General features: G+C 73.6%; 16 protein-coding genes and 1 pseudogene. 10 read left to right on the forward strand and 7 right to left on the reverse strand.

The features are described 5' to 3' along the window. Nucleotides 1-93: 93 nt before the first annotated feature. Entirely contained in the window at nucleotides 94-1707 is a 1614-nt protein-coding gene (locus tag ACZ67Q_RS04175; RefSeq protein WP_471176129.1) for a right-handed parallel beta-helix repeat-containing protein, read from the reverse strand. A 218-nt stretch (nucleotides 1708-1925) separates the two neighbouring features. Between ACZ67Q_RS04175 and ACZ67Q_RS04180 the strand changes: the two genes are divergently transcribed. The 6 genes from ACZ67Q_RS04180 (at nucleotide 1926) to ACZ67Q_RS04205 (ending at nucleotide 8652) form a co-directional block, all read left to right on the forward strand. Next, nucleotides 1926-2945 (forward strand): sigma-70 family RNA polymerase sigma factor, encoded by a 1020-nt coding sequence (locus ACZ67Q_RS04180; RefSeq protein ID WP_471176131.1) that lies wholly within the window; start codon nucleotides 1926-1928, stop codon nucleotides 2943-2945. 126 nt (nucleotides 2946-3071) lie between these two features. Continuing rightward, the gene (locus ACZ67Q_RS04185; RefSeq protein ID WP_471176134.1) at nucleotides 3072-5423 is read left to right on the forward strand and encodes an MFS transporter; all 2352 of its coding nucleotides are present in this window, start codon (nucleotides 3072-3074) and stop codon (nucleotides 5421-5423) included. A gap of 366 nt (nucleotides 5424-5789) precedes the next feature. Beyond that, nucleotides 5790-6032, forward strand: coding sequence for a DUF397 domain-containing protein (locus ACZ67Q_RS04190; protein WP_361638029.1), 243 nt, complete (start codon nucleotides 5790-5792; stop codon nucleotides 6030-6032). A 548-nt stretch (nucleotides 6033-6580) separates the two neighbouring features. Further along, nucleotides 6581-7480: a universal stress protein gene (locus ACZ67Q_RS04195; RefSeq protein WP_471176139.1), complete on the forward strand. Its 900-nt coding sequence runs from the start codon at nucleotides 6581-6583 to the stop codon at nucleotides 7478-7480. 39 nt (nucleotides 7481-7519) lie between these two features. Then, the gene (locus ACZ67Q_RS04200; protein ID WP_471176141.1) at nucleotides 7520-8104 is read left to right on the forward strand and encodes a CGNR zinc finger domain-containing protein; all 585 of its coding nucleotides are present in this window, start codon (nucleotides 7520-7522) and stop codon (nucleotides 8102-8104) included. A gap of 50 nt (nucleotides 8105-8154) precedes the next feature. Then, nucleotides 8155-8652: a hypothetical protein gene (locus tag ACZ67Q_RS04205; RefSeq protein ID WP_361638024.1), complete on the forward strand. Its 498-nt coding sequence runs from the start codon at nucleotides 8155-8157 to the stop codon at nucleotides 8650-8652. Nucleotides 8653-8664: 12 nt separating this feature from the next. Here the strand turns inward: ACZ67Q_RS04205 and ACZ67Q_RS04210 are convergent, their stop codons facing one another. After that, nucleotides 8665-10632: an N-acetylmuramoyl-L-alanine amidase gene (locus tag ACZ67Q_RS04210; protein WP_471176143.1), complete on the reverse strand. Its 1968-nt coding sequence runs from the start codon at nucleotides 10630-10632 to the stop codon at nucleotides 8665-8667. A gap of 425 nt (nucleotides 10633-11057) precedes the next feature. Beyond that, a complete protein-coding gene (locus tag ACZ67Q_RS04215) occupies nucleotides 11058-12203 on the reverse strand; it encodes an aminoglycoside phosphotransferase family protein (RefSeq protein ID WP_471176146.1) in 1146 nt (381 codons plus the stop codon). Nucleotides 12204-12456: 253 nt separating this feature from the next. On the opposite strand from ACZ67Q_RS04215, the gene ACZ67Q_RS04220 reads away from it, so the two are divergent. Then, a complete protein-coding gene (locus tag ACZ67Q_RS04220) occupies nucleotides 12457-13953 on the forward strand; it encodes a DNA-binding protein NsdB (RefSeq protein ID WP_471176148.1) in 1497 nt (498 codons plus the stop codon). Between the two features lie 100 nt (nucleotides 13954-14053). Here the strand turns inward: ACZ67Q_RS04220 and ACZ67Q_RS04225 are convergent, their stop codons facing one another. Further along, nucleotides 14054-15478: a PP2C family protein-serine/threonine phosphatase gene (locus ACZ67Q_RS04225; protein WP_471176151.1), complete on the reverse strand. Its 1425-nt coding sequence runs from the start codon at nucleotides 15476-15478 to the stop codon at nucleotides 14054-14056. 386 nt (nucleotides 15479-15864) lie between these two features. On the opposite strand from ACZ67Q_RS04225, the gene ACZ67Q_RS04230 reads away from it, so the two are divergent. After that, entirely contained in the window at nucleotides 15865-17889 is a 2025-nt protein-coding gene (locus tag ACZ67Q_RS04230) for a phosphocholine-specific phospholipase C (protein WP_471176154.1), read from the forward strand. Here the strand turns inward: ACZ67Q_RS04230 and ACZ67Q_RS04235 are convergent. After that, the gene (locus ACZ67Q_RS04235; protein WP_471177663.1) at nucleotides 17879-18904 is read right to left on the reverse strand and encodes a Gfo/Idh/MocA family protein; all 1026 of its coding nucleotides are present in this window, start codon (nucleotides 18902-18904) and stop codon (nucleotides 17879-17881) included. The two genes, ACZ67Q_RS04230 and ACZ67Q_RS04235, sit on opposite strands and share 11 nt — an antisense overlap. Nucleotides 18905-19017: 113 nt before the next feature. Next, complete coding sequence (locus ACZ67Q_RS04240; RefSeq protein WP_471176156.1) at nucleotides 19018-20112, reverse strand: baeRF3 domain-containing protein; 1095 nt, start codon at nucleotides 20110-20112, stop codon at nucleotides 19018-19020. Between the two features lie 148 nt (nucleotides 20113-20260). Here ACZ67Q_RS04240 and ACZ67Q_RS04245 point away from each other — a divergent pair, with 148 nt between their 5' ends. Further along, nucleotides 20261-21040, forward strand: a complete 780-nt coding sequence (locus ACZ67Q_RS04245; protein ID WP_471176158.1) for an alpha/beta fold hydrolase — start codon at nucleotides 20261-20263, stop codon at nucleotides 21038-21040. 33 nt (nucleotides 21041-21073) lie between these two features. Here ACZ67Q_RS04245 and ACZ67Q_RS04250 read toward each other — a convergent pair whose 3' ends face one another. Next, entirely contained in the window at nucleotides 21074-22669 is a 1596-nt protein-coding gene (locus tag ACZ67Q_RS04250) for an alpha/beta hydrolase (protein ID WP_471176161.1), read from the reverse strand. A gap of 330 nt (nucleotides 22670-22999) precedes the next feature. Between ACZ67Q_RS04250 and ACZ67Q_RS04255 the strand changes: the two are divergent. Beyond that, nucleotides 23000-23697, forward strand: a pseudogene (locus ACZ67Q_RS04255) (chaplin). Nucleotides 23698-24257 lie beyond the last annotated feature (560 nt).

The raw sequence follows: 24257 nt of genomic DNA on the forward strand, positions 1-24257 counted from the left end.
GGCAAGGCCGGGCACACATCCGGGCAGGGGCTGCCGGGCCCACGGCGCCGTCGAGACGGTCACCACCCGGCGCCCGGCACACCCGCGGGGTGTTCACGCCTCGTTGTCCCTCCAGCGGCCGCCCTGGGGTGCCGTGTCGAAGCGGGTGGAACGGTCGGCGTTGCCGGTGAAGTCGTTGTCGGTGACGCGTCCGCCCTCCCAATGGCCGTCGGGTGTGATCCACAGGGCGTGGCTCTGGGTGCGCGGCTCCTGGTCGTCCCAGAAGCGGTTGCCGTGCACATGGGGGCGGGTCAGCGCAGCCGCCACGGTGAGCCCGGCGCGCGGCGCGGGACGGTCCGGCAGCCGGTAGGCGCTGCCCGCGGGAGGTGTGCCGTCGCTCCAGGCCGTGTCCGCGCCGGGTCGGCACGGCGCCAGGGTGAGCTCCGTCGACGTGTTGCGCAGCACCACCGCGCTCAGCCCGCGCACCGTCACCCGCTTGCCCCGGTGGCCGTCGGCCGGCCAGTCGGCGTGCTCGTCGATCGCCGAACGCGCCAGGTACCGGACCCCGTCCCCGCCGCCCTCCGCCGCGGGTGCGGCCCGCCGCCCGTTGTCGCGGAACCGGTTGCCGAGGAACGCCGGCTCCCGCAGCCCGGCGTCCACCCGCACCCCGTCCAGCCCGTTGCCGCGGATGTCGTTGGACTCCAGGACGACGTCCGTCGCCGGCTCCTGGTCGCCGCCCGCCAGATTGTGCTCCCAGTACCCGTAGCGCCCGTTGTCGCTGATCCGGTTGCCGCGGAAGGCATACGGCCCCGGCGTGTTCCCGAACCCGATCCCGTCGCGCACGTTGCCGTCGATGACGCAGCCCGTGACGATCCCGCCCCGCCCGCCGATCCCGGACGTGCCCTGCGAGGACACGTCGAACCCGGCCTGGTGGTTGCCGAGCATCGTGCAGTTGGCGACAAGGAGCCCGTCCGCACCCCAGTCGGAGATGCCGAACCGGTTGTCCTCGGTGTGGCACGCGGTGATCCGGATGCCCCGCGGTGACGTCCAGTGCGCCTGCTGCAACTCCAGGAAGATCCCGTTCGTCCCGTTGCCGGTCGCCGTGCACGCCGTCACCGTCAGCCGCTCCACGTCCCCCCAGCCGCCGATGCCGATCCCGATGCCGGCGCCGCCCATCTTCATCCCCGGGTCCTGCGCCCCGCAGCGCTCGGCGAGCACCCCCTCCACCACCGTGTCCTGCAGGAAATCGCAGCCGAAGCCGGTCGCGGCGGCATCGTGGACGTACAGGTCGCTGAACCGGCCGCGCAGCACGTACTGCAGCCCGAGGCCCTTGGCCAGCGGGTGGTAGTCCGTCGTCCGCGCCCCCGACGCGTCGATCTCGAAGTGCGCGAAGGTCACGTCGGCCAGATGGTTCTCCGGCCCGGCGTCGTGCTGCTGCGCGGTGAACCAGGCCAGCGGCACCGGTTCGGAAGGACGGCCGGGGTTGCGCAGCACGAAGCAGGTGGCGCCGCTTCCGGCACCGATCAGCGACACTCCGCTGCGCCACACCACCGGCTCGTCGAGGATCGTGTAGCGGCCCGGCGGGACCAGGATCCGGCGCGGCAGCCGGTCCGCCGCGCAGGCCGAGCCCAGCTCGTCCACCAGGGCGGCGAGCGCCGGCCGGTCGTCGGTGGTGCCGTCGCCGGCCAGCCCGTAGGCGCGTGCGTCGACCGTCAGGGGAGTGGACATCGGCTCCTCCTCTCCGCCGGGGTGCGGGAGCCGAGTACCGGAGTTCACCACCTCGCATGCGTGCCCCGCCCTGCGCACCTCGCACGTGTGCCCGGCCTTTGCACCTCGCGCAGCTGCCGGGCCCTGCGCACCGCTCATGCGTGCGCGGACCCGTGGTTCGCCCGGTGCCCGCCGGGTACCCGGGCGCCCGGACACGCCCAGAGTGCGAGGAGCGAACGATGCCTCCGCAGGGACGCACGGCCCCCTCCGGCCCCCGCCGCGACGGCCCGGCACGGGCCCGCACGTCACGGCGCCGCGACCCGGTCGGCGGACTCGACGACGAGCCGGATCTGCTCGGGCAGTACCTGGCGCAGATCGCGGCCACCCCCCTCCTGGACGCCGGGCAGGAGGTGCGGCTCGCCCAGCGCATCGAGGCCGGCGTCGAGGCCCTGGAGGAACTGGAGCAGGCCGACGCCGGGGAGCGCGAGCCGGCCCCGCGGCGGCGGGCCGCACTGGAGGCCACCGTGCGCGACGGACAGGCGGCCAAGGACCACATGGTCCGCGCCAACCTGCGCCTGGTGGTCTCGATGGCCAAACGGCACGCCCATCGCGGGCTGCCGCTGCTGGACGTCATCCAGGAGGGCAACCTCGGCCTGATCCGGGCGGTGGAGAAGTTCGACCACACCAAGGGCTTCAAGTTCTCCACGTACGCCACCTGGTGGATCCGTCAGGCCATCGAGCGGGGCCTGGCCAACCACGCCCGGACGGTACGGCTGCCGATGCACGTCGTCGAGCAGCTGCAGAAACTCGCCAAGGTGGAACGGCGTCTGCAACTGGCCCTCGGGAGGGAACCGACCCCCGAGGAGGTGGCCGAGGAGGGCAAGCTCGCCCGGGACAAGGTGGTGTGGCTGCGCCGTGTGGGGCGGCAGTCGGTCAGCCTGGACACCCCGGTCGACGAGACCGGCGAGACGGTGGTCGGCGACCTCATCCCGGACACGGACGTCCTGCAGGCCCCGGAGGTCGCCGAGTACCAGGCGCTGGCGGAGGAACTGCGCGACGCCGTCGGCACTCTCGCACCCCGCGAGGCGATGATCCTCAGCCTGCGCTACGGCCTCCACGACGGCCGGCCGCGCACCCTGGACGAGGTGGCCCGGCACGTGGGGCTGACCCGTGAGCGGGTGCGGCAGCTGGAGAAGCAGTCGCTGGCCCTGCTCCGCGAGCACGAAACGGGCGAACGCCTTGTGGGGTGGGCGAGTTGACCCTCCGCCCCGGCCGGATTCTCACGGGACGATCACACTTCCCCCATCTCCTTGCCTAAGTCAATCAATTGTCCTACCTTCGTGGGCCGTATCGATGCGCGCTGCCCTCACGGAGGCCCGACAGTCATGTCTCACGCTCATCCCCGGCCCGCCGAGGAGGTGACCGCTCCCGGGCGGACCAACCTCGTGGTGGCGGTGCTGGCCTTCGGCGGGATCGTCGTCTCGCTGATGCAGACCCTGGTGATCCCGATCGTGCCCGAGCTGCCGAAGCTGCTCGACGCGTCCGCCTCCGACGCGGCGTGGGCGGTCACCGCGACGCTCCTCGCGGCCGCCGTGGCGACGCCGGTGATGGGGCGCCTCGGGGACATGTTCGGCAAGCGGCGGCTGCTGCTGGCGAGTGTGGTGCTGCTGGTGGCGGGGTCGGTGACGGCCGCGCTCAGCGACAGCCTGGCGCCGATGGTCGTGGGCCGGGCGCTGCAGGGCCTGGCCTCCGGTGTGATCCCGCTCGGCATCAGCATCATGCGCGACGAACTGCCCGCCGAGCGCCTGGGCTCGGCGACGGCGCTGATGAGCGCCTCGCTCGGCGTCGGCGGCGCACTCGGCCTGCCCGCCGCGGCCCTGATCGCCGACCACTTCGACTGGCACGTGCTGTTCTGGACCTCCGCCGCGCTGGGCGCGGTGGCGTTCACGCTGGTCCTGGCGCTGGTGCCGGAATCGGCGGTGCGCACGGGCGGCCGCTTCGACGGCGTCGGCGCGCTGGGCATGGCGACCGGACTGATCTGCCTGCTCCTGGCCATCTCCAAGGGGGCGGACTGGGGCTGGGGCAGCGGCACCACGCTCGGCCTCTTCGCCGCGGCGGTCGTGGTCCTGCTGCTGTGGGGCGTCTACGAACTGCGCACCAGTCAACCGCTGGTCGACCTGCGCACCACCGCCCGCCGCCAGGTGCTGGTCACCAACCTCGCCTCGATCGCGTTCGGTTTCTCGATGTTCGCCATGTCGCTGGTGCTGCCGCAACTGCTCCAGCTCCCCGAGGCGACCGGCTACGGCCTCGGCAGGTCGATGCTCGACGCCGGTCTCGTCCTGGCGCCGACGGGCCTGGTGATGATGGCGATGGCGCCCGTCTCCGCCGCCGTCTCCCGCGCCAGGGGCCCCAAGGTGACGCTGATGCTCGGCGCGGTGATCGTCGCGGCCGGCTACGGGCTGAACATCTGGCTGATGAGCGCCGTCTGGCAGCTCGTCCTCGTCTCCTGCGTGATCGGCGCAGGCGTCGGCTTCGCCTACGGTGCGATGCCCGCCCTGATCATGGGCGCGGTGGAGCCGTCCGAGACGGCCGCCGCGAACAGCCTCAACACCCTCATGCGCTCCATCGGCACCTCGACTGCCAGCGCGATCGCCGGGGTCGTCCTGGCCCACCTGACGACGAACCTCGGATCGGTGGCGCTGCCCAGTGAGAACGGGTTCAAGGTGGTGATGGCCACCGGCTGCGGCGCGGCGCTCCTCGCCCTGCTGGTCGCCGCCTTCATCCCGGGCCGGCGCCCGGCCGCGGCGCCCGGCCCCGCGCCGGAACCGGCACCCGCGCCGGCGGAGGAACCCGCACCGGCCGCCGCCGAGGTGGACGAGGAGGCCGTCGGCGCGGCGGTCGCCGTCCCGCTGGCCCGGGCGGTCGCCGAGCTGGTGGCGACGGTCCCCGGCCTGCGGGGCGACGAGCCGGCGCCCGGTGGAGCCGAGGTGCGGGGCCGGGTGCGCGGTGCCGAATCCGCGCCGGTCCCGGGCGCCGCACTGACCCTGATCTCCCTCGAAGGACGGCAGTTGGGCCGCGCGGTCACGGACACCGACGGCTCCTACGCCCTGCCTGCGCCCGGGCCGGGGACGTATGTGCTGATCGCGGCGGCCGACGGCTGCCGGCCGCAGGCCACCACCCTCGTCGTCACCGGCCGGGAGGTCGCCCATGACGTGCTGCTCGACGGCTCCGGCGGGCTGAGCGGCGTGGTGCGGTCCGCGGACAGCGGGGCGCCCGTCGCCGACGCGGTCGTCATCGTCACCGACGTCCGCGGCGACGTCCTGGCCACCGGACGCACCGACGCCCTCGGCGAGTTCGCCCTCACCGACCTGGTGCCCGGTCCCGTCACCCTCGCCGTCAACGCGCCCAAGCACCGCCCGCTGGCCCTGCACGCCGAGATATCGGCCACCGGCGTCACCCGCGTCGACGTCGACCTCACCGCCGGCGCGTACGTCCGGGGCACCGTGCGCGGCGCCGGCGCACCGCTCGGTGACGCCCGGGTCACGCTGGTGGACGCCGCGGGCAACGTCGTCGGCACGACCACGACCGGCGCGGACGGGGCGTACGCCTTCTCCGACCTGGACAGCGGCGCGTACACGGTGATCGCGACCGGCTATCCGCCCAAGGCGACCGGGATCACCGTCGCCGGCGGGGGAGACGGGGAGCACGACATCGAACTGGCCCACCCGGTGTCGTAGCCGACCCGCCCGCCCAGGGCGGAAGACGGTGCCCGGTCCGCCCCCCCCGCGGACCGGGCACCGTGCTGCTGGACGCCGGTCAGTGCTCCATACGCGGGAAATACACCGACGGTCCCCCAAGTGGCCCGGATGAGCAGCGAGTTGCGTGCGCTGCGGGACGCAGCCGGTGCAGAGCGCGCGGCCCCGGCCCCGAACGCGAACCGGCGCCGCCCCCGACCCGGGCGTTCTCCACGGCCTCCCCGGCACCCGTGTGACGGGTGGGAACCGATCCCCCAGGCTCCCGAAAGGTCCCCCTCACGTGGCCTGTTGGGGTCCCCCGTCGATCGCTAGGCTGACCGCGGACGACGAGTCGGGAGGAGCACGGACGTGGCCGAGAGCACCATCCAGCAGCAGCCGCTCACGGGCTGGGACAAGCCGGAGCTGGACCTCAGCAACGCCCAGTGGCAGTCGGGCAGCCGAGGCCTGGGAGATGTCCAGATCGCTTTTGTCGAGGGGTTCATCGCGATGCGCAACAGCCGCCGCCCCGCGAGCCCGTCCCTGATCTTCACGCCCGCGGAGTGGGGCGCCTTCGTCTCCGGCGCACGGGAGGGTGAGTTCGATCTGACCTGAGCCGCACCCCGCCCGTACGGCACCTACGACTGGCGCGGCGACCCCACCGACGACGTGGCCGACGGCCTGCACGCGGAGAGTTTCGGGCACCCGCCCCTCGGAGCCGAGTGGCGGGCCCGCCTCCTCGGGCACGGCCTCGGCCGGGTCTGCGCCCGGCGGGACGGCGTGCTCGTCGGCTTCGTGAACCTCGCCCGGGACGGCGGCGCCGACGCCTTCGCCCCGGACACCATGATGGCCGCGCCCGAACGCGAGCCGGCGTCGGCGCCGCGCTCGTCGCCGAGGCCGCCCGCAGGGCCCACGTGGCCGGCTGCGCATGGCCGCACGTCGACCACGAGCCGGAGCCGGCGACCTTCTGCCTCACCGCGTGTGACTTCAAGACGATCAGCGCGGGCCTGCTCGCCCTGTGACGGCCGACGTCCCGCGAGGGCCGCCCGCGTGCTTTTCACCCCCTTTTCCGGACACGCGACCACACAAGCCCCTCCCGGGGCGCCGCCTGCGCCAGGCTGGCCCCAGGATGAGGAAGGTCTTGTTCCGGAGGTGAGAGACGCATGAGCACCCTGCCGGTCATCGCGGCGGTCGACGGCTCCGAGGACAGCCTGCGCGCCCTGGACTGGGCCGCCGAAGCGGCCCAGGCGCGCACGGCTCCCCTGCAGGTGGTCCATGTGCGGCAGTACGTCGCCTGGGCGCAGCCCGGCGCGCCCGTGGTCCTGCCGCCCCCGCCGGAGGAGGACCCGGTGCTCACCGACGCCCGCGCCCGCCTCGAGACGTGCGGGCAGGCCCCGGCGGCGGCGTACATCGGCATCGACGGCGCACCGGCCGCCGCCCTGCCGGAACTGGCCGCCGACGCCCAGCTGCTCGTGCTCGGCTCCCGGGGCCGCGGCGGCTTCACGAGCCTGCTGCTCGGCTCCAACGGCATGACCGCGGCGCGGGAGGCCCCGTGCCCGGTCGTCATCGTGCCCCGGCCGGACCGGACGGTCGAGGGCGCGCTGCCGGGCGAGCCGGGCCCCCGTGTGGTCGTGGGCCTCAACGCCGACGGCCCCGACGAGGCCACCCTGGAGTTCGCGTTCACGGAGGCCGAGCTGCGCCGGGCCCGTCTCCAGGTGGTCGCCGCCTACCCGTGGCCCGCCCAGACCTGGACCACCCACGGGGAGATCCTGCCGCCGGCCGTCGACCAGGCGGCCGTCGAGGCCGAGACCCGCGCCCTGACCGACGGCTTCCTCGCCCCCCACCGCGAACGCCACCCGGAGGTACGGGCCGAGCCGTCCGTGCTCCCCGGCGACGCGGCGGGCAACCTCGTCGCCGCCTCCCAGGGCGCCGACCTGGTCGTCGTCGGCCGCCACCGCCGCCGGCTCCTCGCCCCGCGGCTGCTGGGCTCCGTCACCCATGCGGTCCTGTTGCACGCGGTGTGCCCGATCGCGGTCGTACCCCCGCATCCGCCGGAGGAGTGACCCGCGGCCCGTGCGCCGGGCGCCCCTATCATCGGCCGCATGCAGGACCCGATCAGCCCGGACACCCGGATCGCACTCGACCTCGCGCTGACGCTGCGGCCCGACGGACACGGCGGCGTCAGCGACGACCTCGCCGACCCGGCGGGGCTCACCGCGTGGCTGCGGGCCCACCCCGAGCTGACGCCCGACGCCGACGAGACCACCCTGGCCGCGGTGCGCGAGCTGCGCGCCGCCGTCCGGGCCCTCTTCGCCCGCGCCGTACGCCCCGCCGCGCCCAGCCCGGCCGACGCCTCCCGGCTGCCGCCCGTGGAGCAGGCGCTGCGCACACTGAACGCGGCGGCCGCCCGCCGGCCGGTCGTACCCGTGCTCACCTGGGCGGAGGACACCGAACCCGTACGCCGGCACCTGCCCGCCGCGGGCCCAGACGACCTGGTCGCCCGCCTCGCCCGCGCCGTCATCGCTTTCCTCGCCGGTCCCGACCGGCCACGGCTGCGGGCCTGCCACGCCCCGCGGTGCGTGCGCTACTTCCTCAAGGAGCACCCCCGCCAGGAATGGTGCAAGCCCTCCTGCGGCAACCGGGCCCGCGTCGCCCGCCACCACGAACGCCACCGCAAGATCACCTAGCCGGCGGCCCGCACGACGCCAAGGGGCGCCGGGCACGTACCATTGGCCGCATGTCGTTCCTCCGTCGCCGCAGCGCCACCCCCGCCGGCCCCGACTTCGACGTGCTGGCCATGGACCCGGGTGACTGGCCCGGAAACCTGGGCGCCGGCCTGCTGCCCGCCCCCGACGGCACCTGCCAGGGCGTCTACCTGCGCTACGACCTCTTCGGCGGCCGCGGCCCCGCCATGATCATCGGCAATCTCCCCGAGGGCTCACCGGCCCGGGAGGTCGACGAGGGAGAGGTCCCCTTCGAGGTGGCGCAGCTGCTGCTGGCACTGGAGAACGACGAGGAGGTGACCGTGGTCGGCACCGAGGACGTGCCCGTGCTGCAGGGCGACAACCTCCTCATCGTGCGCCGGCTGAAGCTGTCGGAGTCCCGCATCTCCTGCGTGCAGTTCGACCGCAGCGACAACGTCCTGGTCACCATCGCCGCCTGGGACCGCCCCATCACGGACGACCTGTACGCCCTGCTGAAGCCGCTCCCGGCGGAGCTGTTCCAGCAGGGCTGAGGCCCGCCGCCGCTACTCGGCCGACTGCGCCACCTGCACGTCGGCCGCCCGCACGAACGCCACGCGGTGGCCGTACTGGATCTCGTAGTACAGGTCCTTGCCGACCACCACCCGGTGCGAGGCCTCGTCGAAGGTCACCGCGTAGTAGTACTCACCCGGAACCTTGTCCCCGACCACGTAACTCTGGCCCGCCGGCACCTTGTACGGCAGCGGGGACACCGACTGCGCGGGGACGCCCGCCGGGTAGGCGGAGGCCTCCGGGTACGCCCTGCCGTACACCGGGATGCTCGTCGCACCGGCCTTCGGGGTCACCACCAGGCCCGCCGCGGGCACGGCCGCCGGCTTGTCCTCGGGGTTCTTGAACCAGGCCTTCTGGCCCAGGTACCAGATCGCCGTCCAGTCGCCGCTCTGCCCGGCCACCGCGAACTGCTGTCCGGTGGAGACCCGTGACGACAGGTCGTTGACGTCGGTCGTCGGCGTCGTCCCCGTCCCGATGTCCTTGATCAGCGGGGAGCTCTCGTCCGGCTGCGAGTACAGCCGCACCTCGCTGGAGCCGTGCGCCGGGCACCGCTGGCCGCTCTTGGCGCAGCCCGTGTACACCGGCTGGTTCGCGGCATAGTCCGGCCGGATCGTCACCAGACCGCCGCCGCTGCGCGCGGTCCGCTTCACCGGGTGGCCCAGCAGCTCGAAGTAGTGCCGCCAGTCCCAGTACGGGCCCGGGTCGGTGTGCATGCCCGGGATCGTGCCCGTCGTCGGACCGGGCACCGTGTCGTGGCCCAGGATGTGCTGCCGGTCCAGCGGGATGCCGTACCGGTCGGACAGGTACTTCACCAGACGGGCGGAGGCCCGGTACATCGCCTCGGTGTACCAGGCGTCCGGGCTGGCGAGGAAGCCCTCGTGCTCGAGGCCGACCGACGCGCCGTTGATGTACCAGTTGCCCGCGTGCCAGGCCACGTCCTTGGCCTTCACGTGCTGGGCGATGTGTCCGTCGGTGGAGCGCAGCGTGTAGTTCCACGACACATACGTCGGGTCCTTGATCAGGTTGAGGACGCCCTCCCAGCCGCCCTCGGTGTCATGGACGACGATGTAGCGGATGCGCTGCGAGGCGGGCCGGTCGCCCAGATCGTGGTTGCCGTAGTCGTTGTCGCCGAACTCCTCGTACGGCGCCGGCACCCACTCGCACGACACCGACGCCGGGCACTCGGTGTTCGCCGCCGACGTCCGGCGCAGGCCCGTGCGCGTCAGCTGCCGGGTGTCGGGGGCCACGCCGGGCTGTGCCGCGAGCGCCACCAGCTGGCCCGAGTCCGTGAAACGTTCCTGCCCGGTGTGGATCACGTCGAACACGTCGTTCGCGTACGCCGCGGCCGTCGCCGTGTCGTCGGCGCCGGAGAAGCGGGCGACCGCGCCGTACCACTCGGCCGGGTCGGCGCTGAGCGGCTCGCCCAGGTCCTTCTGCGCGGCGGCCAGCAGCGCGGCACCGCCCGCGATGTTCGCGGCCGCGTCGGAGCGCAGCTCCCCGTCGGGGATGCCGGTCAGCTCGGCGGCCCGCGTGAGGGTCTTCAGCCGCGCGGGCAGCGCGCTCTCCTCGGGGAGCCTCGGCTCGGGGCGCAGCGCCGGGCGGGTCTCGTCGCCGCGGGCGTCCTCGGTGCCGTCGCTGTGGTGCGGCGAGGTCGCCAGGGCGGTGCGGGCGTCGGTGAGGTGCATGGGGCCGTAGCCGCCGGTCACGCTCGGCGCGCCCGCGTGCGCGTCCCAGCGGGACTGCAGATAGGAGACGCCGAGGAGCACGCTCTGCGGCACGTGGTACTCGGCCGCCGCGGCGGCGAAGGCCCGCTGGAGCGCGCCCGCCGAGTCGTCGGCGTGGGACGGTCCGGCGCCGAGCAGCGGCAGCAGCAGTGCGCCGGAGGCCATGGCGACGGCGCCCCGGCGGGCGAGGCGTCTCGGGCCGGGGGAGAGGTGGGGGTCGGTGACGGAACCGCGCAAAGCTGCCTCCAGAGACGGGCGGTCATGACGGGGCGTGCGGGGCCGAACCCGGTCAGTGGTACCGGTTGGCCGACGATCCGTCAATCATGCGGTCGTGGAGGCGATTTCCCACGTCAAGCGGTGGGTTGGGCGGGTTTCGCGGCGGGCGGTTCACCCGCCTGCGCGGCGTCAGTGGCCCATACCAGTGGTTGCGGTCCGCCACCCGGCGGCCGTCCGCGGTGCGCCGCCGCTGCGAGCGCACCGCGGACCACGGCCCCGGCCCGGGAGCACCGACCGGCGTGGGAGGGTGCCGGTGCTCGGCGGCCGGGGTATCGGGCGGCCGGCCCACGGCGGCCGGCCGGGCCGCTGGAGGACCGCCTTCGGTGAGTGCCGCGTCCTCGCCCGCACGGGCCGTCGGCGCGCGGCACCCTCCCCCGGGCCGTCCGTCAGCGCGTGCCGACCGCCGCGCGTACCGCTCGGCGGACCAGTTGGCAGTCGTCGTGCAGGCGGCGCAATAGCAGGCGCAGTTCCTCGCCGGAGGGCGCGGCGCCCGGATGGGCCGCTCCCGCGGCGGCCGGGGGAGCGTCGTGCATCGAACGCTGCACGGCCGTCTCGTAGGTGCGGATCTCCCGGGTGAGGACCAGCATCAGGTTCACCAGGAACGCGTCCCGGGCCGCCGGTCCCGTCTGCTGCGCGAGCTGGCTGATCTGCCGCCGGGCCACGGGCGCGTCTCCGAGCACGGACCACAGCGTCGCCAGGTCGTAGCCCGGCAGGTACCAGCCCGCGTGCTCCCAGTCCACCAGCACTGGACCGGCCGGTGAGAGCAGGAGGTTCGACAGCAGGGCGTCGCCGTGACAGAACTGGCCCATGCCGCCCCGGCCCGCCGCGTGCGCGATGCCGTGCAGCAGCTTCTGCAGGTCACCCAGGTCGCGGTCGGTGAGCAGGCCCAGTTCGTGGTAGCGGTTGATGCGGGCCGCGTAGTCCAGCGGAGCGCCGAAGGTCCCGGCCGGCGGCCGCCAGGCGTTCAGCCGGCAGATCGCCGACAGGGCCGCCCGTACGTCCGCCCGCGGCGGTGCCTCCACCGGGTGCCGCTGGAGTGCCGCCACCCGTCCCGGCATGCGCTCCACGATCAGCGTGCAGTTGTCCGGATCCGCCGCGATCAGCCTCGGCACCCGCACCGGGGGGCGGTGCCGGACGAACGTGCGGTATGCGGCTATCTCCTGCCGGTACCGCTCGGCCCACTCGGGTGAGTGATCCAGTAAGCACTTGGCGACGGCCGTGCTGCGACCGGTCGTGCCGACCAGGAGCACGGAACGTCCGCTGCGGCGCAGTACCTGCACCGGGGAGAACTCCGGGCAGATCCGGTGCACCGACGCGATCGCCGAGCGCAGCTGCGCTCCCTGGGGGCCGGACAAGTCGAGTCTCCCGCTGAGCGGTTGCGTGCCGGCCCCCGGGCCGCGCCGGCCGCGGCCGGCGCCGAGCACGGGGGCCGCCCCACGCGCGGGGGCGAGGTAGGGGCCGCTGCCGCCCACCGCGGGGCGGGGGATCAGCGGCCGGGGCGGGGCGGACACGGAGGACGATGCTGCGTACATGGGCGAAACAGATCCCTTCGTGTGCCTGCGACGTCAAAGCGCCGTCCGGCCCGGCCGCCGTGGTGCACCCTGGGGAGTGCGCCCGTCGCGATGGCTGCGAGCGGGTGGCGACCGGGTCGGGGTGGCGCATATCTACCTGACACCCGACGGCCACTGGCACACCATCTGGCGGACCCTGGCGAACCCTGGCGAATAGTCGCTCGGCACCTCCCACCGGGCTAGTGTCAACTCAGCCGAGAACCTGGGGGCTTGAGTGAGCGGACAACCCAACACCCGTCTTTCCGACCTGTTCGGCATGGCCGGCTGGTCCAAGGGAGAACTCGCGAGGCTGGTCAACAAGCAGGCGGCGGCCATGGGCCACCCCCAGCTGTCGACCGACACCTCCCGGGTGCGGCGGTGGATCGAGACGGGAGAGATCCCGCGCGATCCGGTGCCGCGGGTGCTGGCGGCCCTGTTCACCGAGCGTCTCGGCCGTGTCGTGACCATCGAGGACCTCGGTCTGGTCAGGCACGGGCGCGCGGGGAAACGGCAGGGCGACGGGAGCGTGGAGCATCCCGACGGTGTGCCGTGGGCGCCCGAGCGGACCGCGGCGGTCCTCACCGAATTCACGGGAATGGACCTCATGCTCAACCGACGCGGCTTGGTGGGCGCGGGTGCCGCGCTCGCCGCGGGTTCCGCACTCAGCGGAGCCATGCACGACTGGCTGCACACCGACCCGACCCTTTCCGCCGACGCCCCCCACATCGACCCCCCCCTGCACGCCGACCCCGCTGGGTTCGACCGCTACGAGGCCGCCCCCATCGGGACGCAGGAGGTCGAGGAACTCGAACGCTCGGTCGAGGTCTTCCGCGCCTGGGACGCGGCCCGCGGCGGCGGGCTCCAGCGCAAGGCCGTGGTGGGCCAGCTCAACGAGGTGGGTGGCATCCTCTCCTACCACCACTCGCCCCACATCCAGCGACGCCTGTGGGGCGTCGCCGCCAACCTCGCCGTCCTGGCCGGCTGGATGTCGCACGACGTGGGCCTGGAGCCCACCGCGCAGAAGTACTTCGTCATCGCCGCCCACGCGGCACGCGAGGGCGGGGACCGTCCGCGCGCGGGCGAGGCGCTGTCCCGGGCGGCCCGGCAGATGGTGCACCTGGGCCGGCCCGACGACGCGCTGGACCTGATGAAACTCGCCCAGTCAGGCTCCGGCGACCGGCTGCTGCCCCGGACCAAGGCGATGTTCCACACCATCGAGGCCTGGGCGCAGGCGTCCATGGGCAAAGGCCAGGCGATGCGCCGCACCCTGGGCCAGGCCGAGGACCTCTTCGTCTCCGACAAGGCCGACGAGGAGACGCCGGACTGGATGCAGACCTTCAAGGCCGAGGACCTGTACGGCATGCAGGCGCTCGCCTACCGCACCCTGGCGGAGTTCGACCCCGATGCCGCCGTGCACGCCCAGTACTACGCGCAGAAGGCGCTGGATCTGCGGATCGACGGGCGGGAGCGCTCGAAGATCTTCGACCACCTGTCCATGGCGTCGGCCTGCTTCATCGCCGACGACCCCGAACAGGCCGACCGCTACGCCCGGCTGGCCCTGATGTCGATGGGCTCGAACTCCTCCCGCCGTACCTGGGACCGGCTGCGCCAGATGTACCGGCTCACCGCCGAGTACGCCGGCTACCCGGGGATCCAGCAGCTGCGCGAGGAGATCATGCAAGCCCTGCCCAAGAGCAAGAGCGACAGGGCGGGGGGCAGCGCACGGGCGTAAGAAGCGGGCGACCGCGGTGACACCGAGCGGACGCTCGGGGCGTGTGGCGCTGGCGACCCCGGGTGCAGGAAACCGGCGCCCCCGGCGTGAGAAAACGGGGCTACGACTCCACCCGGGCCACCAGGACGCACGCACCGTCCTGGCGCTCCGCGGCGTCGAACTCGGCCACGACCGCGCGCACGCAGTCCTGCGCGTCGGCGCCTTCCGCGAACCGCGCGGCCAGGCCGAGCAGGGCGTCGGAGTCGTCGTCCGTCCCGGCGTGTGAGGGCAGCAGGCCGGCGGTGTGCAGCAGGAGCACGTCGCCGACCTCGAGCGTCTCCTCGGCCTGGCCGTAACCTGCCGTCGGGGTGGCGCCGAGCAGGACGCCGTCCGGGGGCACCAGCCTGCGCCCCGTCCCGGCGCGGTACAGCACAGGGGCGGGGTGCCCGGCCTGCGCCCACGTCAGGGTGCGGTCGGCCGGCCGGTAGCGGCAGCAGACGGCGCTGCCCAGGGCCGGTCGCCCGGCGGTGTCCAGTAACTGGTTGAGCAGCGCCATGAGCCGCCCGGGCGCGGTGCCCGCCATCGCCATGCCGCGCACGGCGCCGAGCAGCATGGCCATGGTGGACGTCACGACGGGACCGCGGCCGGTGAGGTCGCCGACGCCCAGCAGGCTCTCGCCCGCGGGCAGTTCCAGGGCGTCGTACCAGTCGCCGCCGATCAGCTCGCTCGCCGAGGCGGGCAGGTAGTGGGCGGCGATGTCGAGGGAGCCGGTGCCGCGGCGCGGGAGCCGCAGGGAGCCGTGCCACGGGGGGAGCACGGCCTCCTGCAGCTCGACCGCGACCCGGTGCTCGGTCTGCGCCCGCTGCCGGCGGCGCCGGAGCGAGTCACGGGTCTCGCTCACCGCCCGCTCACTGCGCCGCAGTTCACTGACGTCGCGCAGCACCGCCCACATGGAGGTGGTGCTGCCGTCGGTGTCGAGCACCGGCTCGCCCATCATGTGCACGGTGCGGACCTCGCGGTCCGGGCGCACGATGCGGAACTCGCCGTCGATCGGTTTGGCGTCGATCAGGCAGTCCGTGACCATCGCCGTCAGCTGCGGCCGGTCCTCCTCCAGCACCAGGGAGGGCAGTTCGTCCAGGGTGAGCGCCGGGCCCGACGGGTCGCGGCCGAGGATCCGGTACAGCTCGCCGGACCAGGTGGCCTCGTCGGTCAGCAGGTTCCACTCCGCGCTGCCGACCCGGCTGAGCAGCGAACCGCTCGGTGCCTGCTCGGCCTCGGCGGCCGGCTCCTCGGGCGCGGGCCCGGCGGGCAGCGGACCGTCCCGCAGTTGCGCCAAGTGCTCGTCGAGGTCGTCGAGCTGGTGCAGAGCCAGGTCGTACAGGGCGCGCTGCCAGCGCTCGGCGGGGTCGCTGCCGTCGCCCTGGGTGCCGCGCCGGACCGCGTCCACGTCGCCCTTGAGCCGTCGCGTCTGCGATATCAGCGCGTCCACCGAGCCGCGGGAGGGCGGCTGGGCGGAAGAGCGGTCCGCAGAGACATGGGACGGCATGACGCACTCCGATGCGGGACGGTACGGCCAGGCGGACGGGTGGGACCGGTTACGACTGTTGCACAGCCCGCGATGCCGTGTAAGGGATTTGGCACCACACGATACGGTGGTGCTTCTGGCATATGCCACAGTCTTCCCGGACCGACGGCGCACTACGATCGAAGTAGTCACCGCCAGGAGTAAATCGTAGTCGCTGTACGCGACTTGACGGACCGTCGGACGTTCGGGGCGGACAATCAGGCGGGTGTTCGACGGGCGTGTGTTCGCCCCGGCCGTCGTCTCCTGTTCACTTCCCTCTCACCGCACGGGTATGGACCTCGCCGATCACCGGGTGCACCCTTGCGCGCGGTGTGCCGCGGGGGCACTCCGTGACGAGGACGGGGCCAATGACACCGATCAGCCGAAGAGGTTTCGTGGGTCTGGGCGCCACCGTGGCGGCGGGCCTGGCGACGGGCGCGGCGGCGCGGCCCGCGGCCGCGGCGGGGTCCGCGGCGACGGGCACGATCTCCGACGTACGCCACGTGGTGATCCTGATGCAGGAGAACCGCAGCTTCGACCACTACTTCGGCCGCCTCAAGGGCGTCCGCGGTTTCGACGACCGGGCGACGATCACACTCGCCGGTGGCCATGCGGTCTTCGACCAGCCGAACGGCACCGGCCGCCAGTACCCCTGGAAGCTCAGCGCCACGCCCGCCGCGGGCGGCACCGACGGCGAGACCCTCGCCCAGTGCTCGGGCGACCTGCCGCACTCGTGGACCTCGCAGCACGCGGCGTGGAACAAGGGCCGCCTGGACAACTGGGTCGCCGGCGTCGGAAACGTCCGCTCGCTCGGCTACCTGGACCGGGCCGACATCCCCTTCCACTACGCGCTCGCGGACAACTACACCGTCTGCGACGCCTACTTCTGTTCCGCCCTCAGCGCCACCGGACCCAATCGCACCTACCTGTGGAGCGGCAAGGTCGACTCCACCAGCTACGACGGCGGCGAGGAGTCCGGCCTGACCTGGCAGACCTACGCCGAATCCCTCCAGGCCGCCGGGGTGAGCTGGAAGGTCTACCAGAACGCGGCGGACAACTACGGCGACAACGGCTGCGCCTACTTCAAGAACTTCACCGCGGCGGCGCCCGGCACCCCGCTGCACGACCTGGGCATGTCCTCCGTCCCGAAGGTCACCGGCTCCACCCCCGACGACATCGCCGCCGCGATCAAGGCCGACGTCCTCGCGGGCACCCTGCCGCAGGTGTCCTGGGTGGTCCCCAACCAGGCCTTCTCCGAGCACCCCTACGCCCCGCCCGGCGACGGCGCGCACTTCGTCAACCTGGTCTACCAGGCACTCGCCGCCGACCCGGACGTCTTCGACTCGACGGTGCTGTTCCTCAACTACGACGAGAACGACGGCTACTTCGACCACGTACCGCCCCCGGCACCGCCCGCCGGCACCGCCGGGGAGTTCCTCAACGGGGTGCCGTTCGGCTTCGGCTTCCGCGTCCCGATGATCGTCATCTCGCCCTGGACGCGCGGCGGCTGGGTCTCCTCGGAGGTGTTCGAGCACACCTCGGTGCTGCGCTTCCTGGAGACCTGGACGACCGCGCTGGGCAAGCCCGCCAAATGCCCCAACATCAGCGACTGGCGGCGCAGGGTGAGCGGCGACCTGACCGGCGTCTTCGACTTCGCCCGTCCGGTGTACGGCCCCGTCACACTGCCCGCGACCAAGGTGATCGGCTACTCCACCTGCGGCCCGCTGCCCAACCCGGTCCCGACCGGCAACGCCCTGCCCGCTCAGGAGACCGGCACCCGCCCGGCCCGTGCCCTGCCCTATCAGCCCAACGGTTACCTGGACCGGCTGGAGTTCGGCAGCGCCGGCAAGATCCTCGCCTGGTTCACCCTGGCCAACCAGGGCACGCCCGCCACCCGGGCCGCCCACTTCTCCCTGCACCCGGCCGCCTACCGGGACACCACGCCCTGGCAGTACACGGTCGACCCGGGCGGCACGACCGCCGACTCCTTCAACATCGGTACCGGGTACGGCGACGGGAAGTACGACTTCACCATGGTCGGCCCGAACCGCTTCCTGCGCCGCGTCACCGGAGACGCCACCAAGGCCGGCAAGGCGGCCGAGGTCCACAGCCGTTACGCGGTGGAGCCGGGCACCGGCAAGCTCGCCGTCTACCTGAAGATGACCAACACGGGGACGGTGGCGGTGAAGTTCACCGTCGCCGCGAACCACTACCGCGGCGACGGCCCGTGGACCTACACCGTCGCCGCCGGTTCGTCGACGGAGGACTTCTTCAACGCCGTCGCCTACAGCGACGGCTGGTACGACCTGACGGTGACCGTCGACCTGGATCCGTCCTGGTCGCGCCGGTTCACCGGGCACCTGGAGACCGGAGCGCCCAGCGTCAGCGGCTGACCCCGGCGTACAGCGGCGGGCGCGGGGCCGGCTCCACGGCCACCCGTCCGCCGTTCTCCAGCGAGCGCACCCCGGCCTCGGCGACCAGGGACGCCGCGTAGCCGTCCCACGCGCCGGGACCGGTGACCCGGCCCTCGCGGGTGGCGTCGACCCAGGACTGCACCTCACGGTCGTAGGCATCCGCGAACCGCACCAGATAGTCCTGGGACACCTCCACGCCCGCGCCGCCGCGCGCGGTGACCGCCATGCCGTGCTCCTCGCCGATCCGCGCGCTGCCCGCCTCGCAGACGGCCTCGCAGCGCACCTGGTAGCCGAAGCCGCAGTTGACGAACACCTCCACGTCGACCAGGGTGCCCCGCTCGGTCTCGAACAGCACGAACTGCGGGTCGGCCAGACCCTCGGGGGCGCCGGAGGAGGAACGCGGACGCAGCACGGTCACCGCGGTCAGTTCCTGCCCGAGCAGCCAGCGCGCGGCGTCGATCTCGTGCGAGACGGAGCTGTTGACCAGCATCGCGCTGGTGAAGCCGGGCGGGGAGGAGACGTTGCGGTGCACGCAGTGCAGCATCAGCGGCCGGCCCAGCGCACCGCCGTCCAGCAGCGCCTTGAGCCGTCGGTACTCGGCGTCGTAGCGGCGCATGAAGCCGATCTGTGCCAGGCGCCGGCCGAGCCGAGCCTCCGCCTCGACGACCCGCAGGGCACCTTCGGAGTCCGGCACCATCGGCTTCTCGCACAGCACCGGCAGTCCGCGCGCGAACGCCGCGAGCAGCGCCTCCTCGTGCGCCGGGCCGGGGGAGGCGATCAGCACCGCCGCCACGCCCGGCGCGTCCAGCGCGGCCTCGGCGTCCGCGTGCACGCTCACCCCGTCGATCCCGGCGGCCGCCTCCTTCGCTCGCCCGGTGTCCGGGTCGGCCACGGCGGCGACCCGCGCCCCGCTCACCACCCGGTCCAGGCGGCGTATGTGGTCGGCACCCATGTGTCCGGCGCCCAGCACGGCCACGCCCAGCGGCTCGGTCACGTCAGCCACGGCTCCTTCCCCGGTCGCGTGCGCATGCCCGGCGGCGCACGCGACCCAGGGTGCCACGGCCGTCAAGACCGCCCCGGGAACGGTCGGGGAGCGGTGCGGGCGGGTCAGAACCGCAGCACGCCCGCGATGCCCTCCGCGTCGCGCAGTGAGCCGTCGGGGACGAACCGGACGTCCGCGCCGGTCTCCAGGCACTGCTCGACGATCTCGTCGACGATGTCCTCCCGGGCGTCGAGCTCACCGTCCGCGGCGGGTTCCAGATGGTCGCCGACGTCGCGGACCGTCACCTGGTAGTTCTCCTCGACGGCGAGCAGCCGCACCCGGGCCTCGCGGGCGCTGCGCCAGATCTCGTCGAGGCCGGCCGCGAACGCGCGTCGTCCGCGGGCCGCTTCGAGTTCCTCGGCGACGGTGTCGGCCGTCCTGCGCTGCTGTTCGGCCACGACGGGCCGTACGGCCTGCCACACCGCCTCGGGCGAGGCGTGGGTGAGTCCGCCGTGGCGTATGTGCACCGCGCACTTGGCGACCGTGCCGACGTCGTCGAACACGGACAGGGCGGCCTGGTCGCCGGTGACGTAGACGGGCCGGGAGTCCTGGCGCAGCACCTCGGCCATCGCCGTGTCGGCCTCGCGCAGGAACTGGCGGGTGCCCTCGTCACGGAACGTGCTCGGCAGGTCGCCGACCTGCATCATGCGTTCGGCGTCGAAGTTGTCCCGGCTGCGGATCCGGGGGAAGCCGCCGGTGTGTTCCTCGGCCACCCGGTCGTGGCCGCCGCTCCACAGCGCGACGCGGTCGGCGGAGACCGACAGCACCCAGAACGGCCGGTCGGCCGCCTGGGCGGAGACCAGGTTGCGGGTCAGGAAGGTGTCCGACAGCACCACCCGCTCCGGCACGGAGCGGGCCAGCGACCACACCTGGTGCTCACCGGGGGCGGCGAAGATCACCAGCCCGTCCTCGGCGTGGGCGAGGTCCACCTCCGAAAGGGCCCGGTCGAGCTCGTGCGCGACCTCGGCGCGCCGCTCCCGGCTGACGGCCGGATCGGCCTCCAGCCGGCGCTTGGCCTCGGCCACGACATTGCGCAGCCGGACCCGGTCCTGGGAGTTGTCGGGTTCGCGGCGGTGCGTCGGCGTCAGCACGGACACCGCCGGATAGGGCCGCGGCCGGCGCAGTTCGGCGAGAGTTGCAGGGCTCAGTGCATGCTCCATGACAGCACCATAGGGCCGATTCGCGTATCGGGCATTTGGGGTAATCGTGGCGGAGGCGGTGGGGATCTTCCGGGCTCCGCGACGGTGACGCGCGCCCTGCGGACGGTTACGCTACCCGCCAGTAACGCACTGCTCTCAGGAGACACCCATGCCGCAGCTCGAGGTCGACGGCGCGACCCTGACGTACGACGACGAGGGCCCCCGCGAGGGCGCGGCACCCCTGGTGTTCGTGCACGGCTGGACCGCCGACCGGCACCGCTGGGACCACCAGCTCGACCACTTCGCGCGGCGGCGCCGGGTGATCCGGCTCGACCTGCGCGGGCACGGCGAGAGCAGCGGCGCGGGCGTGCCCACCATCGCGGCGCTGGCCGACGACGTCCTCGCGCTGCTCGACCACCTCCAGGTCGAGCGGTGCGTCCTGGCCGGTCACTCCATGGGCGGGATGATCGCGCAGACCATCGCCCTGTCCCACCCCGCGCGCGTCGAGCGGCTCGTACTGGTGGGCACCATCGGCCGCATGACGTACAGCCGCGCCCGGGGCCTGCTGATGGCGGCGTCCACGCGCGTGCCGTACCGCCTCTTCATCGCCGCCAACATCCGGCGCGCCTTCGCCCCCGGACATCCGCGCGAGGAGATCCGCCGGTACATCGCGGCCTCCGCCGCCGTCCCGCGCGAGGTCGTCATGACCCTCTACGGCGCCATGCGGGCCTTCGACGTCCTCGACCGCGTCGGCGAGATCCACACCCCCACCCTGCTCGTCCACGGCACCCATGACGTCCAGCTGCCCCTCGCACAGATGCTGCGCATGGCCACCGCCTACCCCGACGCCGTGGTCCGGCTGATCGACGCCGGACACGAACTGCCCCTGGAGAAGCCGCGGGAGCTGACCCGGGCGATCGACCGGTTCCTCACCGGCCAGGCCGCCTGAACGCGAGGTGATCCGCGCGTAGGGTCCGCAGCGTCAGTCCTCCTCGTCCGGCCCGCACGAACTGCCGCTCACCGGCAGCGATCCGTACAGCAGGAAGTCGTCGACCTTGCGGTGCACGCACTTGGACGACCCGTAGCCCGTGTGACCGTCGCCCCGGTTGTCTAGGACCACCGCGGAGGAACCGAGGCGCTCGGCGGTCTCCTGCGTCCAGCGGTACGGCGTCGCCGGGTCGCCCCGCGTGCCCACGAGCAGGATCTTCGCCGTGTGCAGGTCCTTGACCTTCTCGCGGACGAAGTCGGTGCCCGGGGGCCGGCCATAGCACATCAGCACCTGCGTCAGCCGGAACCGGCCGAAGACGGGTGAGGCCTGCTCGTAGGCGGCGCGCAGCCGGCCCAGGTCCGCGGTGATCCGGTCGGCGGAGGGCCGGTCGGGGTCGTCGGCACAGTTGATCGCCATCAGCGCCGCCGGAGGGTTGTCCAGCGGGACGTCCTCGGCGTCCGTCAGCCCGCCGCCCCCGCGATCGCCCGGGTCGCGGCGCACCACGGGCACCGGCGGTGCGAAGCCGCCGGACGCGAAGCCCATCACGCCGCTGGTGTCGCCGTCCTGGACCAGCTCGGCCAGCGCCCGCTCCAGCGAGGGCCACAGCTGCTTGCTGTACAGCCCCTGCCCGATCGCGCCCACCAGGTCCTGGCCGGAGAACGGCTTGCCGAAACCGCCCGGCACCGGGTCCGCGTCCATCGAGTGGACCAGCTTCACGACCTGCTCGCGGGCCGAGCGCGCGTCCTGGCCGAGCGGGCACGCGATGTCCTGCACACACCAGTCGACGAAGTCGTCGAGCGCCACCTGCTGCCCCTGCGCCCCCGCGATGCCCTGCTCGGTGAGCGGCTCGGTGAGCGTGTCCACGCCGTCCAGCACCACCCGGCCCACCTTGTCCGGGAACTCGGCCGCGTAGACCGCGCCGAGCCGGGTGCCGTAGGAGAAGCCGAGGTAGTTGAGCTTGCCGTCGCCGAGCGCCGCGCGCATCACGTCCAGATCGCGGGCCGCGTCGACCGTGCCGATGTGCCGCAGCACCGGGCCCGAGTGCCGGGCGCAGGCCATGGCCGCCTGGCGCACCTGCTCCAGCGCGGCCCGCGGGTCGGCCAGTTCGTCCTGGCTCCCGGCGGCGGCGAACGCGTCGTCCTCTCCCTCGCCGCAGCTGACGGGAGAGGAGCGGCCGACGCCGCGGGGATCGAACGTCACCACGTCGTAGCCGTTGGTCAGCCCCATGAAGTCCTTGCCGCCTTCGGCCAGCTGGGGCACACCCGCACCGCCCGGCCCGCCGAAGTTGAGCACCACCGAGCCGCGCCGGTGGCCCGTCGCACGGTAGCGGGCCAGGGCCAGGTCGAGCTTGCCCGCCTGGGGGCGCGCGTAGTCGAGCGGGACGGTGATCTTCCCGCACTGCAGATCCCTGGGCATCCCGTCGCCCTGGCACCGGCCCCAGGTGATCTTCTGCTCGTAGAACCGGCTCAGGTCGGGCCCGGAACCGGCGTACGCCGCGGGCACCCCGGCACCCAGCAGGGCGAACCCGAGGGCTCCGGAGAGCGCGCAGCGGCGTATCGCCGCGGACCGCGTCGACCGCTCGGACAGCATCCTTGCCTCCCAGGGCGCCCCGTCGCGGACCGGAACCGGCGCCCTCGCTCACCATAAGCGGGCCGCGCGCACCCCGCCCGTCCGCGTCTCGGCCGTCCGCCTGTGCCCTCCCCGCGCGCGCACGGATCCGTGCGACGGCCCGCGCCGGGGTGTCCGGGGTGCGCCCGGGATGTCAGGGCCCGTGCGTCTTTACCGCTTGTTCGACAAACATGCCGCTCGATGGGGTGAAGAAACAATCAACGTCCGATACGCCCATAACCCGGGCCGCCGGGCCGCGTTCCAGTCGGTGCGGGCGAGCGCCCGCGTCCATGTCTGGAAGGCAGGGAACCTATGAAACGGGTTACCCGAAACGGTCTGATCGCCGTCGCCGCCGCCTCGGGGGCGATGGCCCTGACGGGGGCCGCGTACGCCGACTCCGCGGCGGACGGCACGGCCGCCGGCTCACCCGGGCTGATCTCCGGCAACACCCTCCAGCTCCCGGTGCACGTCCCCGTGAACGTGTGCGGGAACACCGTGAGCGTGGCCGGTGTGCTGAACCCGGCGGCGGGCAACCGCTGCGCGAACACGTCCGACGGCGCCGCCTCCGCACCTGGCGCCGGTGGCTCGGGCCACACCCGCTCGGGCGGTTCCGCCTCGGGAGCCTCCCGCTTTGGGACCTCCGGCGGGGCGCGAGCCGACGGCATCACGTCCGGCTCGCCGGGGGTCCTCTCGGCAACGGCGTCCAGCTCCCGGTCGACCTGCCGGTGAACGTCACCGGCAACAGCGTGAACGTCGTCGGTATCGGCAACCCGGCCACCGGCAACGCGTCCGTGAACCACTCCGGCGGCCACCCGGCTCCCGGCCCCGCCCGGCCCACGCCCCGCCCGGCCGCGCCCCCGAAGCGGCACCCCGCGCCGCACCAGCAGGCCGTCAGCTCCCTCGCCCACACCGGCGCGGACCTGGGCCTGCCGGCCGCCGCCGGCAGCGCGGCCCTCGTGCTCGGCGGCGCAGCCCTCTACCGGCGCTTCCGCCCGCAGGCCGAACGCTGATCCGGTAACTGCGGTCACGGCCGGGGCGCTGCTCCGGTCGTGGCGGCGAGGGGGGCTGCTCCGGTCGTGGCGGCGAGGGGAGGCTGTTCGCAAGCGGCGACCAGGGATGGGGCCTGATCCGATCGCGGCGGTGACGGATGGAGCGCTGGTCCGCCGCAGAGGTCACGGACGGCGTGCGGTGCCGGTGGAAGCGGCCGGTGGCGGGGTGCTGTTCCTTGCCCGGTGACCACGGGCGGGATGCCGATCCGGCCGCGGCAGCCAAGGACGTGTGCTGATCCGCCACAGGGGCCATGGAGAGCCGTTGGCAGAACCAGGGGCGGCACGCTGATCCGCCCGTAGCGGCCACGGACTGCACGCTTTCTGTGGCAGCGGCCGGGGCCTCGGTCATGCCGCCCGAGAGACCGCCGCGCCGCCGTCGACCGCGTCCTTTGCGGCGGACGCGGTCGGCGCGGCTTCCCCCCTCTGGAACCGGACGGACAGCGCCCGGAGCTCCTTCGCCCGCTCCGGCTCCGGGTCCTCCCCTCCGATGCCCCGGGGGGCGACACCTGGCTCCCGCGGTG

It is taken from the genome of Streptomyces sp. NPDC036813 (assembly GCF_055609245.1).